Annotated in this window: 15 protein-coding genes; 3 read left to right on the top strand and 12 right to left on the bottom strand. The window is 44.6% G+C overall.

Annotation, left to right across the window (positions count from 1 at the left end; all coding sequences use genetic code 11):
• The first annotated feature begins 218 nt into the window (after positions 1-218).
• Positions 219-1,439, top strand: coding sequence for a GTPase HflX (gene hflX, locus ABNE31_RS03345; RefSeq protein ID WP_349352365.1), 1,221 nt, complete (start codon positions 219-221; stop codon positions 1,437-1,439).
• Positions 1,440-1,685: 246 nt separating this feature from the next.
• Here the strand turns inward: hflX and ABNE31_RS03340 are convergent, their stop codons facing one another.
• Positions 1,686-2,618: a DUF3078 domain-containing protein gene (locus ABNE31_RS03340; RefSeq protein WP_349352364.1), complete on the bottom strand. Its 933-nt coding sequence runs from the start codon at positions 2,616-2,618 to the stop codon at positions 1,686-1,688.
• Between the two features lie 1,427 nt (positions 2,619-4,045).
• Between ABNE31_RS03340 and ABNE31_RS03335 the strand changes: the two genes are divergently transcribed.
• A complete protein-coding gene (locus ABNE31_RS03335) occupies positions 4,046-6,037 on the top strand; it encodes a BspA family leucine-rich repeat surface protein (RefSeq protein ID WP_349352363.1) in 1,992 nt (663 codons plus the stop codon).
• Positions 6,038-7,158: 1,121 nt separating this feature from the next.
• Here ABNE31_RS03335 and ABNE31_RS03330 read toward each other — a convergent pair.
• The 10 genes from ABNE31_RS03330 to ABNE31_RS03285 form a co-directional block, all read right to left on the bottom strand.
• Positions 7,159-7,668: a DUF2480 family protein gene (locus ABNE31_RS03330; RefSeq protein ID WP_349353022.1), complete on the bottom strand. Its 510-nt coding sequence runs from the start codon at positions 7,666-7,668 to the stop codon at positions 7,159-7,161.
• A 29-nt stretch (positions 7,669-7,697) separates the two neighbouring features.
• Positions 7,698-7,943, bottom strand: a complete 246-nt coding sequence (locus ABNE31_RS03325) for a TIGR03643 family protein (RefSeq protein WP_179383336.1) — start codon at positions 7,941-7,943, stop codon at positions 7,698-7,700.
• A 35-nt stretch (positions 7,944-7,978) separates the two neighbouring features.
• On the bottom strand, positions 7,979-8,308 hold the full coding sequence (locus ABNE31_RS03320; protein ID WP_179383335.1) for an iron-sulfur cluster assembly protein: 330 nt from the start codon (positions 8,306-8,308) through the stop codon (positions 7,979-7,981).
• A gap of 6 nt (positions 8,309-8,314) precedes the next feature.
• Complete coding sequence (locus ABNE31_RS03315; protein WP_349352362.1) at positions 8,315-8,737, bottom strand: SufE family protein; 423 nt, start codon at positions 8,735-8,737, stop codon at positions 8,315-8,317.
• Between the two features lie 256 nt (positions 8,738-8,993).
• Positions 8,994-10,220, bottom strand: a complete 1,227-nt coding sequence (locus tag ABNE31_RS03310; protein ID WP_349352361.1) for a cysteine desulfurase — start codon at positions 10,218-10,220, stop codon at positions 8,994-8,996.
• A 26-nt stretch (positions 10,221-10,246) separates the two neighbouring features.
• Positions 10,247-11,563: a Fe-S cluster assembly protein SufD gene (gene sufD / locus ABNE31_RS03305; protein ID WP_293281645.1), complete on the bottom strand. Its 1,317-nt coding sequence runs from the start codon at positions 11,561-11,563 to the stop codon at positions 10,247-10,249.
• A gap of 34 nt (positions 11,564-11,597) precedes the next feature.
• Positions 11,598-12,005, bottom strand: coding sequence for a four helix bundle protein (locus ABNE31_RS03300; RefSeq protein WP_349352360.1), 408 nt, complete (start codon positions 12,003-12,005; stop codon positions 11,598-11,600).
• Positions 12,006-12,035: 30 nt separating this feature from the next.
• On the bottom strand, positions 12,036-12,788 hold the full coding sequence (sufC, locus tag ABNE31_RS03295; protein WP_349352359.1) for a Fe-S cluster assembly ATPase SufC: 753 nt from the start codon (positions 12,786-12,788) through the stop codon (positions 12,036-12,038).
• A gap of 99 nt (positions 12,789-12,887) precedes the next feature.
• On the bottom strand, positions 12,888-14,333 hold the full coding sequence (sufB, locus tag ABNE31_RS03290) for a Fe-S cluster assembly protein SufB (protein WP_179383330.1): 1,446 nt from the start codon (positions 14,331-14,333) through the stop codon (positions 12,888-12,890).
• Positions 14,334-14,373: 40 nt separating this feature from the next.
• Entirely contained in the window at positions 14,374-14,703 is a 330-nt protein-coding gene (locus ABNE31_RS03285) for an iron-sulfur cluster assembly accessory protein (RefSeq protein WP_179383329.1), read from the bottom strand.
• 246 nt (positions 14,704-14,949) lie between these two features.
• Here ABNE31_RS03285 and thiL point away from each other — a divergent pair, with 246 nt between their 5' ends.
• On the top strand, positions 14,950-15,996 hold the full coding sequence (gene thiL / locus ABNE31_RS03280; protein WP_349352358.1) for a thiamine-phosphate kinase: 1,047 nt from the start codon (positions 14,950-14,952) through the stop codon (positions 15,994-15,996).
• 120 nt (positions 15,997-16,116) lie between these two features.
• Here thiL and ABNE31_RS03275 read toward each other — a convergent pair whose 3' ends face one another.
• A complete protein-coding gene (locus tag ABNE31_RS03275; protein ID WP_179383327.1) occupies positions 16,117-16,371 on the bottom strand; it encodes a hypothetical protein in 255 nt (84 codons plus the stop codon).
• Between the last annotated feature and the right edge of the window lie 238 nt (positions 16,372-16,609).

Below are 16,609 nucleotides of genomic sequence, written 5' to 3'. Positions count from 1 at the left end.
CGAATATATGAGAAAACGTAAGTATTATCGATAAAATTCCTACTTTATTCGATGAAATACATAGTGATTTACCGATTTGTGTTGTGAAAATTCACTTTTACGATGTGTAGCCTTATTCCTACTTTAATTTGCTGTAACGTAAGCTCTCCAAGATTACAATAGCCAACCACAAAAATAGCTGCCAAACATTGTGTAAATTTGTATCCTAAACCCATTTGATGCTAGAAAAGAAGTCCATAGAATATGAAAAGGCGGTACTGATCGGTGTGTTGAACCAACATCAAGATGAAGACAAGGTAAAGGAATACTTGGATGAGTTGGAGTTTTTGACCTATACGGCCGGTGGCGAAGTGGCGAAACGATTTGTGCAGCGCATCGATGTGCCCAACCCGAAAACCTATATCGGTAGTGGTAAAATGGAAGAGGTGCGTCAATATGTGAAGGAACACGAAATCGGTTCCGTTATTTTTGATGATGAACTCTCCCCTGCCCAGCAAAACAATATTGAAAAACTGCTTCGCTGTAAGGTACTGGACCGAACTAGCCTTATCTTGGATATTTTTGCCCAGCGCGCACAGACGAGTTACGCCCGCACCCAAGTGGAATTGGCGCAGTACGAATATCTTTTACCTCGACTAACCGGACTTTGGACGCACTTGGAACGACAAAGGGGTGGTATCGGGATGCGTGGACCGGGTGAAACGGAAATCGAAACGGATAGACGTATTGTCCGCGATCGCATTGCCCTGCTCAAAAAGAAACTGGCCAAAATCGACCGACAAATGGAAACCCAACGGGGCAACCGGGGTTCCTTGGTTCGTGTAGCTTTGGTAGGATACACCAATGTGGGTAAATCTACCTTAATGAACGTAATCAGCAAAAGTGATGTATTTGCCGAGAACAAACTCTTTGCAACCTTGGACACCACCGTTCGAAAAGTGGTTTTGGGCAACCTCCCTTTTTTGTTGAGCGACACCGTTGGTTTCATCCGAAAACTGCCCACCCAGTTGGTGGAGAGTTTTAAAAGTACCTTGGACGAAGTTCGAGAGGCCGACCTTTTATTGCACGTAGTGGATATATCCCATCCCAATTTTGAAGAGCATATCGCATCCGTCAACCACATTTTGGACGAAATCGATAGTTCGGACAAGCCATGTATAATGGTCTTCAATAAAATTGACCAGTACCAGCCCGAAACCATCGATGAAGATGACTTGGTCACGGAAAAAACCACGGCCCACTTTACCTTGGAGGATTGGAAAAAAACCTGGTTCAACAAGATGGGCGATAAGGCACTTTTTATCTCCGCTTTGAACAAGGAAAACATGGACGAATTCCGCAAGCGGGTGTACGACGCGGTGAGGAACATCCATGTGACCCGTTTCCCTTACAACAACTTTTTGTATCCAGAGCATCTGGATGAATATAGTGAGGGGTAGACTTTATCGATGAACGGCAACCTATTGCCTATTTCACAACATTTTTGGACCTGTTCACAACAAAAGTTTAGGGCGTGACCACAGATGATCTACTTTCACTTTGTTTTTAAGTCATTTTAGTGTCACGCACAGATCTTACAGATCTTAACCTACTTAGACCATGGTCTTAAAAACTTGAAAAACATTTTTCACCCCACAAAAAAGCCCTCCGCAAAGAGGGCTTTTTTTGTATGCAAAAGTTGCACGTCAAAACTTGTAGCTCAACCCAAGGGTCCAGTACGTTTGCAGTTCGTTGTCAATGGTATCAAAAGTGGCATCCGGATTTGGTGTTGGAGCATTGTTCACAATATAATTGAGCGTTTCCTGCTTGTTGTTCCTCAAACCAAAATCAAAGCCCACCCCAATCATTTTCCAAAGGGTATAGCTAAATGAGTTGATCCAGGTCCAGTTACTCAAATTGCTGCTCTCATAACTCTGAAAAAGGGAAAGGTTACTCTTAAAACTCACCGCTCCTATCTGTTTAGTATAGTCTGCAACAATCTTGGCACCCATGGACGACTCAAAAATGGTATCCTCGCTACTGAACACAAAGTTGTAGTTGAGCGGATGTATGACCACTACCAGGTCCGAAATGGGCGTCCACGTAGCACCCACACCCAAATCAAGGTAACCGGGGTCGTTAAAATTGCTCAATAAAGTGGTACGGTATTCCGCCAAGGCAGAAATCGCAAACTTCTCGCTTAGTTTTCTACCGTACAGGGAAGAAATATTGAATACATCCGTAGCCTGTCGGAAACTGTCATCGTCGGTGGGATCGTCCTTATCGTCCAGCTTTACCCAAGCTAGGTTCACATTGGCCGAATTTCTCCAAAAAAACTTTTCTTCTTTCAGGTTGGCAAAGGCATTTACGGTAAATCCGATGTTGCCAGAGGAGTTATTGGGTATGCCCTGCGCAAACCAATTATTGAATTCCGATAGGCTACCGCCAATGGTTCCAAAGGCGCCCACTTTCCAGCCGGGCAAGGCATCGAGTTTGGCCTGTAGGGCATCCACCCGCTTTTGAATGGCGGCAATGGAATCCTTTTTGGGAGCTATCTGGGCTTTTAGTTCTTCTTCGGTCTGTGCCGTGGCGGTGACTAGCGCAAAACAGGCCACAAGGGCGAATAACAATTTTTTCATAGTATGAAGTTTACTGTTTAGACCGTAAAAATAAGAAATGTCACTTCGCAACCGCCATTTCTTCACAAACAAATGGGTTTAGGGTTTAGGGTTTAGGGTTTAGGGTTTAGGGTTTAGGGTTTAGGGTTTAGGGTAAAAAAGTGCTTTTAGGGAATTCTTACCAAACTGATGTTGGCGAAGTAACCGGAACACTCAAACTCAAGTGTCAAGTTCAACACATAGGTTCAAAGTTTAAGGTTTAAGTTCAAAAGGGTATTTCAAATGACAAAGAACCAATTCGTGCCAATTCGCAAAATTAGTGTCAAATGTATACTGCCAACTTACCACCCAGCACTGCCCACTACTTCCCTATTTCAGTCCTCCTTACTGTCGCTTCGACTCATTTCGACTCCGCTCAATGACCGCCGCTTAGCGACCACTGCCCACTGCCCTCTGCTGACTGACTTCCGACTCACAAAAGATTTCTCACTTCGTTTCGAAATGACATCTTAACTCCTGTCTTCCGACTTCGGACTTCCAACTGCCCATCAAACCAAGTCTATTTTCTATGGTCTTTTCTCTCTTGGATCTTGATTCTTGGTTCTTGGTTCCTCACTGAACTAAGTTCTCGATACATTTTTTGCCTCCTTTTTTCAAAAACTCATCAAAAAACACTCGAACTGACACACCATCTTACAAGACCAACTGCTACCTGACTTCGGACTCAAACAAAAGATTTCTCGACTGCCCCTTCGACTCATTTCGATTCCGCTCAATGACCAACGCTCAGGGTGACAGCTCGAAATGACAAAGAACCCTATTCGTGCCAATTCGTGAAATTAGCGTCAACTGCTCTTTGAATCACATCGTGCAACCCGAAACACGTAACCTATAACTCCTCATCTATTCCCGTCTATTTTCTATGGTCATTCCTCTCCTGGGTCTTGGCTCTTGGTTCTTGGCTCCAGTAAAGATTTCTCGACTGCCCCTTCGAGTTATTTCGACTACGCTCAATGGCCAACGCTCAGGGTGACATCTCGAAATGACAAAGAACCCTATTCGTGCCAATTCGTGACATTAGTTTCAACTGCCCACTGCCCATCAAACCAAGTCTATTTTCTATGGTCTTTTCTCCCCAGAGTCTTGATTCTTGGCTCTTGGCTCCTCACTGAACTAAGTTCTCGATACATTTTTTGTCTCTTTTTTGCAAAAACCGCCAAAAATCACTCGAACTGACATCTTAACCTGAAACCCGAAACCCATAACTCGTAACTCACCACTCCCGACTCCCAAAATCCCATTTCCAACCCCCAAAATCCATCCCCCAAAAAAAATCCGTCAGATCAAACAGGGCATCCGTCAGATCAGAAGGGGCATCCGTCAGATCGCACCCATTTGTAAACCCAAAATACCGCATCTTGCTCCTTATTTTTAAAAACTGATAAATTATGAATTACAAAAAATTGTTATGGTCGCTCCTGGCCATTACCGTATTGTGGTCCTGTGGAAAGGACGACGCGCCCCCACCGCCTTCCAACGCGGTACCTGTAATTAATGCCGCTACCTTTACCGTGGCGGAGAACATCTCCGATACCAAGATCATTGGTACCGTTAAGGCCACCGATGCCGATGGTGACGCCCTCACCTTTAGCATACAGACCAACTCCGACAACCTGTTCGAGATCACCGGGGCAGGCGTAATGAGCCTAGCTACCGGGAAAAAACTGAGCTTTGCCACCAAGACGAGCCACTCCCTAACCGTTGCCGTGACCGATGGCACCGATACCGCCAGTGCCACAGTGACCGTGAACGTTACGGAAGCCACGGGCGAGGAGCCGACCAACGAGGCCCCTTCTGTTGAAGACCAAGAATTTACAGTGGCAGAGGATAAGACCGTGGTAGGCACTGTAACGGCCACCGATGCGGACGACGACGAACTCACATTTGCCCTAGTAACCGATGAGAGCGAACTCTTCCAAGTGGCCGATAATGGCGAAATCAGCTTGGTCCAGGGCAAGAACCTCGACCATGGGACCGCCACAGAACACGTGTTGACCCTTAACGTTGGGGATGGCGTAAACGTGCCCGTGGAGTTTACGGTGACCATTACCGTGACCAAGGCCGGTGAGACCACCAACGAAGCCCCGACAGCCGAGGATCAAAACTTTGAAGTGGCCGAGGATGTGGCCGTGGGCGATGTGATCGGCACCGTGGAAGCCAACGACGGCGACGGGGACGAATTGACCTTTGCCTTGGTGACCGACGAAAGCGAGCTCTTCCAAGTGGCGGAGAACGGTGAAATCTCTTTGGCCGAGGGCAAGAACCTCGACTTTGAGACCACCACCAAGCACAGCTTGACCTTGAGCGTTAGCGACGGCAGCAACGACCCCGTGGAGTTTACTGTGACCGTAACGGTGACCAATGTGATTGAAAGCTTGTTCGAGGACCCTGCTTCTTTTATTATGAAGTTTAATGTAGCCGCCCAACAAGTACTGGGCATTGGACTAAATCAAGATTTTGAATATGACTACTCCATAGATTGGGGGGATGGTACCGTAGAAAACTATACCACCAATGAAAACCCAACACATGAATATGCTGCTCAAGGGGAATATTTAGTGGCCATAAAAGGTACTTTTCCTGCACTGCGCATGGAATGGACAGATACGGACAGTCAAAATACTCTGGTCGATGTAGTACAATGGGGTACCCAACAATGGCAATCCATGTTTTATGGATTTTCTTTATGTGAAAACTTAGTAGGGTTTAGTGCCGCTGATGAGCCTGATTGGTCAAAAACCAACTCCATGGAAGGGATGTTTGCTGGCTCCGTAAAATTTAACGGGGATATTGGAAATTGGGACACCAGTGCTGTAACCAATATGGCTAATATGTTTAGCTATGCCTTGGCCTTTAATCAGGATATTGGAAATTGGGACACCAGTGCTGTAACCAATATGCAAGGTATGTTCTATACTGCTCATACATTTAATAAAGATATCAGTAATTGGGATACCAGTAGTGTAACAAATATGAGTAACATGTTCTACGTAGATCAAGGGGAATCTGCCTTTAACCAACCTTTGGTTCAAACTGTTGGCGGTTGGAATACAAGCAATGTAACGAATATGGCAAACATGTTCCGCAATGCGGCGGCCTTTAACCAAAGTTTGGCCTCATGGGACATCGGTAGCGTTACCAACATGTCGGGTATGCTCAATAATTGTGGGATGAACACGGAGAATTATGCTGCCACCTTGATAGGCTGGGGCAATAGGGCAGATGACCAGATTCCAGATGGCATTACTTTAGGTGCCAACGGACTTCAGTATTGTAATAGTGTATCAGTAGGATTTGCAATAAGTAACTTAAGCAACTCCATCCAAAATGGGGGTAATGGTTGGACCATTAACCATGCTGGGGCTGTAAACTGTCCATAACAACCACCTAAATACCATCTTGTCCCAGTCCCATACAGGGCAAGCAGAACCACCGGCGGCCTCCAGGTTTCCGGTGGTTTTTTATTCCGTGCTGGTCACGGAATCTCATCCTTCTTGATACTACAGCATCTTTCCGTACTCCTGCCAACTGGCAGGAGATACGGAATCTTTTTTTTAGGTGGTAAGTAGGTCGCTTCGGCTCATTTCGACTCATTTCGACTTCGCTCAATGGCCACCGCTCAATGGCCAGCGCTCAGCGACCCAAACTCTCATTACGAACGGTTGCCGGGGCGTCATTCCGAACTTGCCTGCCTGCGGCAAAGGCAGGTTTCGGAATCTCATCCCTCTAGATAAGTTGTCTTTTCGTGCACGACACGGAATCCATTTTGTTTGGGATGCTGAAACCAGTTCAGCATGACCGCAATAAGTCATTTCGACATTAGATGCGAAGCATCGATTGAGAAATCCAATGGGAAAACTCAAGTTCAAATTTAAATGTCAAATTCAAGGTTTAAGGTCAAAAATTTCATTTCAAATAGCAAAGAAGCCTATTCGTGCTAATTTGTGAAATTAGTGTCAAATGTATACTGCCAACTTACCACCCAGCACTGCCAACTACTTCCCTATTTCAGTCCTCCTTACTGTCGCTTCGACTCATTTCGACTCCGCTCAATGACCGCCGCTCAGTGACCACTGCCCACTGCCTACTGCCTTCCGACAGATTTCTCACATTCGTTCGAAATGACAAAGAACCCTATTGGTGTTAATTCGTGAAATTAGTGTCAACCATCCACTGAACGTCTGCCCATCAAACCAAGTCTATTTTATATGGTCTTTTCTCTCCTGGGTCTTGTTTCCTGGTTCTTGGTTCCTAACTCGCAACACGAAACATGCAACTCACGACTTCGGACTTCCGGCTTCCGACCCACAAAAGATTTCTCACTTCGTTTCGAAATGACATCCTAACCACTGACTTCGGACTTCGGACTCAAACAAAAAATCTTTCACGCTTGCTCCGCTCGCCCTTCGACAAGCTCAGGAAGACAGTTCGAAATGACAGTCAAACATCCCTCTCAACTGCGTACCGAACTACTGTCCACTGCTTACTGGACCACTGAAACCTACTTCTTTCGTTTAAAAAGCGGCACTGAGGAACAAGCTTCACCGTACATTACACTTTTGGCCACTTCTTGGATGCGGGCAACGGCCATGAGGTAGGCATTCTCGGGAACGGGTTTATGGGAACACCCTTTAATAATAACAGGTTTATCGGTAAATTCCGTAACGTCCAATTGCTCCAAAATGGGTTGGTAAAGTGCGGTTTCCAAATCTGGTAAAGTGCCTTGTATCACTTTTTTGGCATAAGGTTGCAATTTGGAAGCTACAAGCATAAATGCCCAACCGGGCACTATGGCGTCCGAGGAACATTGTAAGGCTACGTAAGCATCTTGATAGGCTGTCCAATCATGCGCCTCCACGTGGGCACGAAACTCCTTTTCACGCAAAATAAAGCCTTCATAGAGCCAATCTGCAATGTCCAACACCTTACGCTCCCCTTTGGGATAGTAATCCTCGAGGTTGAAGGTGATCAACTTGCTTTGGGCTACTCTGTTTATAATTTCATCTTCCATACTGTCATTCCCGCGCAGGCAGGAATCCATTATAATTTTTGATTCTGCGATCGGAATCTATTGGCCGGTGAGGTTTTTTGGTGCTTTGTTTTTCTGCCTTTTACACGTTTGCGCCACAGTTCAAAAGAAGAACGCTTCAAATGGGTACGCATCACCTCGCGCACATCGTTCTCCTTTAGGCCAAACTGAAATTCGATGGCTTCAAAAGGAGTCCTGTCTTCCCAGGCCATTTCAATAATTCTATCAATTTCCCTAACCGTTAATTCCTCTGACATTATGATTTATGATTTTGGAATTATTTCTTGACAGTTTACAATAATCCGAGTTCGAGTTTGGCCTCTTCGCTCATCAATTCCTGCGTCCAAGGTGGATCGAAAGTGATTTCCACTTCAACGTCTTTCAAGACATCGATGGATTTAACTTTTTCCTCCACTTCCACGGGCAAGGTTTCGGCCACGGGACAGTTGGGCGAGGTAAGCGTCATCAAAATCTTTACTTCATAATCTTCATTCACGAACACATCGTAAATCAGACCAAGTTCATAAATGTCCACTGGGATTTCAGGATCGTAAATGGTCTTGAGCACCTTTACGATTTTTTCGCCCAGTTCCTGTGTATCTATGGTAGTTTCTTCGCTCATTCCGTGTTATTTTAACTGTGTTTGATAAGCTACTGCGTACAATTTGAGCTGCTTGATCATACTCACCAATCCGTTGGCGCGTGTCGGGGACAAATGTTCCTTTAGTCCGATTTCATCAATAAAATCCACATTGGCATCGATAATGTCCTGTGGTTTTTGATGACTGAAAGCCCGGATCAGTATGGCAATGATGCCCTTGGTGATGATGGCATCGCTATCCGCCGTAAACACCAATTTGTCGCCTTCCAGTTCGGCATGTACCCACACCTTGCTCTGACATCCTTTAATGATGTTGTCGTCGGTTTTATATTTTTCTTCTATTAACGGAAGTGACTTTCCAAGCTCTATCATGTATTCGTACCGCTGCATCCAGTCGTCGAACATGGAAAACTCGTCTACTATCTCTTCCTGTATTTCTTTTATGCCCATGCGATTATTTTGTTCAAAAGTACAACTCAGGTCGATGCTTATCAAGTCTTTAAGAGAAAGATAACTTCCAACGATAACACTCTTGATACATTTATCAACAATTCGTCAATTCGAGTGATTTTTCAGGACAGAATCCTGAAAAATTGTATCGAGAATCAGAATTTTCAGAGTAAAAACCTTGTTCTCGATACTTTTTTTTCAAAAAAACTCGAACTGACGGTTTTTTGAATCTATGAATTCTCAATTGCACAAAATGTTATTGCAACATATTTTTGGCGCGTTTCACCCCTTCCACTAAGCGGTCCACTTCTTCCTTGGTATTGTAAAAACTAAAACTGGCCCTTACCGTTCCGGGAATCTTGTAAAAGTCCATGATGGGTTGCGCGCAGTGATGTCCAGTTCGGACTGCGATGCCCAGTTTGTCCACAATGGTACCGATATCATACGGGTGAATCCCTTTTATATTAAAAGAGATGACCGAAGTTTTGTTGGTCGCGGTGCCATAAATCTTCAGACCTTCAATAGTGAGCAATTGTTCCGTTGCATACTGCAATAATTCATGCTCATATTGGGCGATGGCCTCAAAACCGATATGGTTCATATAGTCCAAAGCGGCCCCAAAAGCGATTCCACCGCAAATGTTGGGTGTTCCGGCTTCAAATTTATGGGGCAGGTCGGCATAGGTGGTCTTTTCAAAGGTTACCTCAGCGATCATCTCGCCACCTCCTTGGTAGGGGGGCAATTTTTTGAGCCACTCTTCTTTTCCATATAACATTCCTACACCGGTAGGGCCACACATTTTGTGGGCAGATACCGTGTAAAAATCCACATCCAAGGCTTGCATATCAGCTTTGATGTGCGGTGCGGCCTGCGCTCCGTCAATCAAAACCGCGGCTCCTGCCTTGTGGGCGGCATCAATAATTTCCTTTATGGGATTGATGGTGCCCAACGCATTGGAAACGTGGTTGCAGAACACCAACTTGGTCTTTTCTGACAATAGCTTGTGGTATTCCTCCATGACGAGTTCACCGTTCGTGTTCATGGGTATCACTTTCAAAATGGCACCCGTGCGTTCGCATAGCATCTGCCAAGGGACAATGTTGGAATGGTGCTCCATGGCGGAAACCAATACCTCATCTCCTTTTTGTAAAAAAGCGGTGAATCCGTTGGCCACTAAGTTAATGGCATCGGTAGTCCCGGAAGTATAAATGACCTCGTGCGCTTTTGCAATATTGAAATGCTTCTGGATTTTTTGACGGGCAGCTTCGTAGGCGTCCGTGGCTTCTTGCGATAAGGTGTGCACCCCACGGTGAATATTGGCGTTGTACCCTTGATAGTAGTCCACGATCACATCGATTACCTGTTGTGGTGTCTGCGAGGTGGCCGCGTTGTCCAAATACACCAAGGGCTGTCCGTTCACCTTCCTGTGAAGGATGGGAAAATCCTTTCTAATGGCGAGTATGTCCAGAGTTGTCTCTATCATTGTAAGGTTGAGGCTAAAAATTGAGCTTACAGGTCAAATCCCATACGCACTCCCAATTTATTGGCGATAATCTTATTGATTCGCGCCTTTAGTTCGGGAATTCGTACACTTTCCAATACGTTGTTGGCAAAAGCGTACATCAATAGGGCCTTGGCCTCTTTTTTGGGTATTCCCCTTGACCGTAGGTAAAACAATGCTTCTTCATCCAACTGGCCAATGGTACATCCGTGCGAACATTTTACATCGTCCGCAAAAATCTCCAATTGCGGTTTGGAGTTGATGGTCGACTTATCGCTCAACAAAATATTGTTGTTCTGCTGAAATGCATCCGTTTTTTGGGCGATTTTGTCCACAATGATCTTTCCATTGAACACCCCCGTAGAACTGTCCCCGAAAATTCCTTTGTAATCTTGGTGGCTCTCACAATTAGGCTGTGCATGGTGCACCAAGGTGTGATGGTCCACATGCTGTTTGTCGCCCAAAATGGTGACCCCTTTCAAGGTTGAATCGATGCGCTCGCCATTCTGATAAAAGTTCAGGTTGTTGCGGATCAATTTACCTCCCAAAGAGAAGGTATGCACCCGCACTACGCTACTGTCCTTTTGCGAAATATAGGTGTTGTCCACCAATGAAGCGGTGGGCTCATCATTCTGTACCTTGTAATAATCGATGATGGCGTCCTTTCCAGCAAAAATTTCGGTCACGGAGTTGGTGAACACCTCATTTCCCGTTAAACTTTGGTGCCTTTCAATAATCTGAACCTCAGCGTTGTCCTCTGCCACGATCAAATTACGCGGCTGCAACATCAAGGCTGGCTCTTTGCCCGTAGCCAAATGTAGAATTTGGATGGGCTTTTTGGGCATTTTGTTCTTGGGGATATAAATGTATGCCCCTTCCTTACAAAAGGCAGTGTTCAAGGAGGTCAATGACTCATCCTTGGAGGCCGCTTTATTGAAATATACTTCAATGATGGGTTGATACATCGGCTTGCTGAATGCCGAACTCATCAAACAGACATCCACCCCGTCATGCGTTGTTTCTGATAGGTAAGAGCTGTACACCCCATCCACAAATACGATTTTATAGGTGTCAATCTCGTGCAGGAAATATTTTTTGACATCCTTGTACTCCAACGAGGTCTCGTGTTTTGGAAAGATGCTGAAATCCACTTTCTGCAATCCTTTCAACGAGGTGTATTTCCAAGCTTCCTCCTTTTTGGTGGGAAAGCCTTTGGTCTCAAAATTTTTGATGGCATGGGACCGCTCTTCGTGAACTGGATGATCTAAATCCATTCCGTCCTCAAAAGCAAAAAAAGAGGAGACTAATTTTTCCTTTAAATCCATTTTTTTTAATGTTTCAGGTTAAGGGTTTCAAGTTTTAGGTTTCTAGCTGATTCTCCTTAAACTTTACTCCTTTAAAATCCTTTTTATTTAAATAGTTGATGAAGTTTGCAATTTTCCGGCTAAGGACTTCATACTCAGAAGTCAGCTTTTGCAGTTCATCAATGGTGATATAATCATTATCAAAAACCCGGTACAATTGTGATCTTGATTCTCCCGCAGATCCTTTTGCAATTGAAAGAAATTGTCTAAACTCCAAGTTACCGTCCCTTTCAAACCCCTCGGCGATATTGTCCATTACGGAACCCGAAGATGCCTTTATCTGGTCTCTTAGTCGAAAATGATTCTTCAAATCGGTTTCATTTGCAATACGGATGATGTCCTTGGATAGCTTTCTGGCTTCCTGCCAAATCTCTAAATCTTCGAACCTTTTTACCGTAGCCATTGGATCGGGACAACATTAAACTTGAAACTCCTAAATTACAGCATCCTCTTTCAACCAATCGTAACCTTTCTCTTCCAACTCCAACGCCAATTCCTTGGTTCCGGATTTCACTATTTTTCCATTATGCAATACATGTACAAAATCTGGCACGATGTATTCCAACAAACGTTGGTAGTGGGTAATTACGATAATGGCGTTATCCTTACTGCGCAATTTGTTCACCCCGTTCGCCACGATGCGAAGGGCATCAATATCAAGTCCGGAATCAGTTTCGTCCAAAATGGCCAATTTAGGCTCCATCATCGCCATTTGGAAAATCTCGTTACGCTTCTTTTCACCTCCAGAGAAGCCTTCGTTCAAGGAACGGGAAAGGAACTTCCTATCAATTTCCAACATTTCGGACTTTTCACGAATCTTTTTCAGCATTTCGTTGGCCGGCATATCTTCCAAGCCTTGTGCTTTTCTGGATTCGTTGATAGCGGTCTTCATGAAGTTGGTCACCGACACACCTGGGATTTCTACTGGATATTGGAAGGAAAGGAACACTCCTTTGTGCGCTCTTTCCTCTGGTGAAAGTTCTCCCAAATCTTCTCCTTCCAAGAGAATGGTTCCTTCACCCACCTCAAACTCTTCTTGACCTGCAATTACTTCGGCCAAGGTGCTTTTCCCAGAGCCGTTGGGGCCCATAATGGCATGCACCTCTCCCGCATTTACTTTCAGGTCGATTCCCTTAAGGATTTCCTTGTCCTCTACGCTTGCGTGTAAATTTTTTATTTCTAGCATGATTTCTCTTCTTCAAAAATTATGTTCTATCTTAAAATTTGTGATTTCGACTTCGCTCAATCACCAAATCGGGTTTTGGGTGGTTGAGCGTAGTAGAAGCTACCCAACGGAGCCTTCCAAACTGATTTCCAATAGTTTTTGGGCTTCCACGGCAAATTCCATGGGAAGTTTGTTGAGCACTTCTTTACTAAATCCGTTTACGATCAAAGCAATGGCCTTTTCGGTATCGATTCCCCTTTGGTTGCAATAGAAAATTTGGTCCTCACCAATTTTACTGGTCGTGGCCTCATGCTCTATCTGTGCCGTTTTGTTTTTGGCTTCAATATAGGGGAAGGTGTGCGCTCCGCAGCGATTGCCCATCAAAAGGGAATCACACTGGGAGAAGTTCCTGGCGTTTTCGGCACGGCTGTTCACCTGTACCAATCCTCGATAGCTGTTTTGCGACTGGCCTGCGGAAATTCCTTTGGAGATAATGGTACTCTTGGTATTTTTTCCCAAGTGAACCATCTTGGTTCCTGTATCGGCCTGTTGAAAATTATTGGTTACCGCAATGGAATAGAACTCCCCAATGGAGTTGTCCCCTTTCAAAATGCAGGATGGATATTTCCAGGTTACGGCTGAACCGGTCTCAACCTGTGTCCAAGAAATCTTGGCGTTCTTTTCGCAAAGTCCACGTTTGGTCACAAAGTTGAAAACGCCCCCTTTACCTTCGTTGTTACCGGGGTACCAGTTTTGCACCGTGGAATATTTGATTTCTGCATTGTCCAGCGCAATGAGCTCAACCACTGCAGCGTGCAATTGGTTTTCGTCACGCATGGGCGCTGTACAACCTTCGAGATAACTCACATAACTGCCTTCTTCGGCAACCACCAAAGTTCGTTCGAACTGTCCTGTTCCCGCTTGATTGATACGGAAATACGTGGAAAGCTCCATCGGACATCTAACCCCTTTAGGAATATAGCAGAAGGACCCATCGGAGAATACCGCAGAGTTCAGGGCCGCATAAAAATTATCCTTTTTGGGCACCACAGTACCTAGATACTTCTTTACCAATTCCGGATGCTCTTGGATGGCCTCGGAAATTGAGCAGAAAATGATCCCTTTCTCGGCCAAGGTCTTTTTAAAGGTGGTGGCCACGGAAACGGAATCCATCACTATATCCACGGCAACCCCAGCCAGTTTCTTTTGTTCATCCACGGAAATGCCCAACTTCTTGAAGGTCTCCAGCAATTCAGGGTCTACTTCGTCCAAGCTGTTGTACTTCGGCTTTTTATTCGGGGCGGAATAGTATGAAATATCCTGAAAATCAGGTTTCTTGTATTTCACATTGGCCCATTCGGGCTCCTCCATTTCCTGCCATGCACGAAAGGCTTCCAATCGCCACTCCGTCATCCAATCGGGTTCCTCCTTCTTTTTGGAAATGGCAATCACGATGTCCTCGTTCAGCCCTTTGGGCAACGTATCCGATTCAATATCTGTGTAGAAACCATACTCGTATTCCTTGGTTTCCAGTTCTTTCTTTAATTCTTCCTCTGTATAAGCCATATATCTTTAAGTTATCCAATTACAGGCCTTTAGTCAATGTTTATAGTGAAAAACTTTCTCCACATCCGCAGGTTCTTTGGGCATTGGGATTGTTGAACACAAAACCTTTACCGTTCAAACCTCCGGAATATTCCAATGTGGTGCCTACCAAATACAGAAAACTCTTTTTGTCCACAATGATTCTGACCTCATTATCTTCAAAAACCTTATCTGTATCCGCTGCGGATTTGTCAAATTTCAATTCATAAGACAATCCACTGCACCCTCCGCTCTTTACGCCAACACGCACAAAATCGGTGGTCGCATCAAAACCTTCCTCGGTCATGAGTGACACTACTTTATGCTTGGCCGATTCCGAAACCTTAATCATCTTACTTGTATTTAATCTAAATAGCCTACAAATATACTGTTTAAGAAGGGTTTTACCATAGCAACTAACATTATTATAACGTATGATTCGATAGGCGTTTCCTATGGAAATTCGCATAGATCCATACCCTATGCCCATACATGGCGATTCCACAAGGCTTTTTCGTGATTTTGACCTAGTTACGCCAAAAAAATTAATGTTCGACCCTAAACCTAAATTTACGATAATCCTCATTATTTTTGCAAAATGCTAGAAGACAAGAATCAAGAACGAACTTCATTGGAAGAATTGGGCGAATTTGGCCTGATAGAACATCTTACCAAAAACTTTGAACTCCAACAGCCTTCCTCCATTATCGGGGTGGGCGACGATGCCGCCGTAATGGATTATAACGGCAAAAAAACCATTGTTACCACCGACATGCTGGTGGAAGGAGTCCATTTTGATTTGAGCTATATGCCCCTAAAGCATCTGGGCTATAAGTCGGTGATGGTGAACCTGTCGGACGTGTATGCCATGAATGCCATGGCCACCCAAGTCACGGTTTCTTTGGCAATCTCCAACAGATTTCCTTTGGAAGCACTTGAAGAGTTTTATGAAGGCGTTGCCTTGGCGTGCAAACTGTACCATGTGGATTTGGTAGGGGGAGATACCACTTCCTCCACACGGGGAATGATCATTAGTGTTACGGCCATTGGCGCGGCAGACGAGAATGACATTGTTTACCGAAAAGGGGCAAAGCCCAACGATTTGTTGGTGGTGACCGGGGATATTGGCGGTGCCTACCTCGGACTTCAGGTTTTGGAGCGGGAGAAGGAAGTTTTTAAGGTCAACCCCAACAGCCAACCCGACCTTGAGCCGTATTCCTACATTGTGGAACGGCAATTAAAGCCAGAAGCCAGAAAAGATATTGTGGAACTGCTCAAAAAACTGCAAGTAAAACCTACCTCCATGATCGATATCAGCGATGGCCTTTCTTCGGAAGTCATCCATTTGTGCAAGCATAGCGATACAGGCTGTAATGTTTTTGAGGATAAAATCCCGTTAGATCCTACGGTAATTTCCGCTTCGGAAGAGTTTAAGATGGATAGCACCATGATTGCCTTGAGCGGCGGAGAGGATTACGAGTTGTTGTTTACCATCGACCAGGCAGATTTCCCAAAAATCAAGGGCAACCCCAATTTAACGGTTATCGGCCACATGACCGAAAAGAGCGAAGGCATCCATTTGGTGAGCAGGGCCAATACCAAGATTCCAATTACCGCACAGGGCTGGAACTCGTTCAACAAATAAAAAAATCCCGAAAATCAAGACTTCCCTACATCATGGCATTGGGGCACGCAACCATTAGCAGCAGGTAATAACTTAAGTTTTCGGGATAAGATTTGGGCCTTTTCCTAAATCAAAAAAGGGCTATGCCACTTGGTGCACCACCCTGTTTTTGCGTTTTCTGTACATATCTTCCAAAGTACTGTTGATCTCTTGCATTTGAGGTGTCAGTGCAGAGAGTTTGCCACTTACATCGGTAGTGACCTCTTTTTGGCAGTGGATGCATTTGTACTCCTTAATGTGTTGGGTCACCTTTTTGGAAACCACGTAATGATGGCCGAACAAACTGCAGAAGAAGGAGGTGAATTTGTTGCCATGTTGCATAGTAGTTGTTTTCATAAGCTGGTGTTGTTTGGAGAAAAGCACTGGATTGCGAAATGGGGCTTCGAAAAATGCTTAATTTGGTTCGTAGTTTTATGTTATAGAAATATGAGTTTAATACGTTTATTTTTATAGGAACGGATGTTGATAACTTTTTATTTCACCTTTATCTCGATAAAACATTTTTTTCGATGAAATACCATAAAATCGTTGAAAAGCTGTCTTTTTCCGCTCAAAAACACTTTTGTAAGATACC

The organism is Flagellimonas sp. MMG031, from assembly GCF_040112705.1.
GTDB lineage: Bacteria > Bacteroidota > Bacteroidia > Flavobacteriales > Flavobacteriaceae > Flagellimonas.
This window is presented reverse-complemented; position numbering and strand designations above follow the sequence as displayed.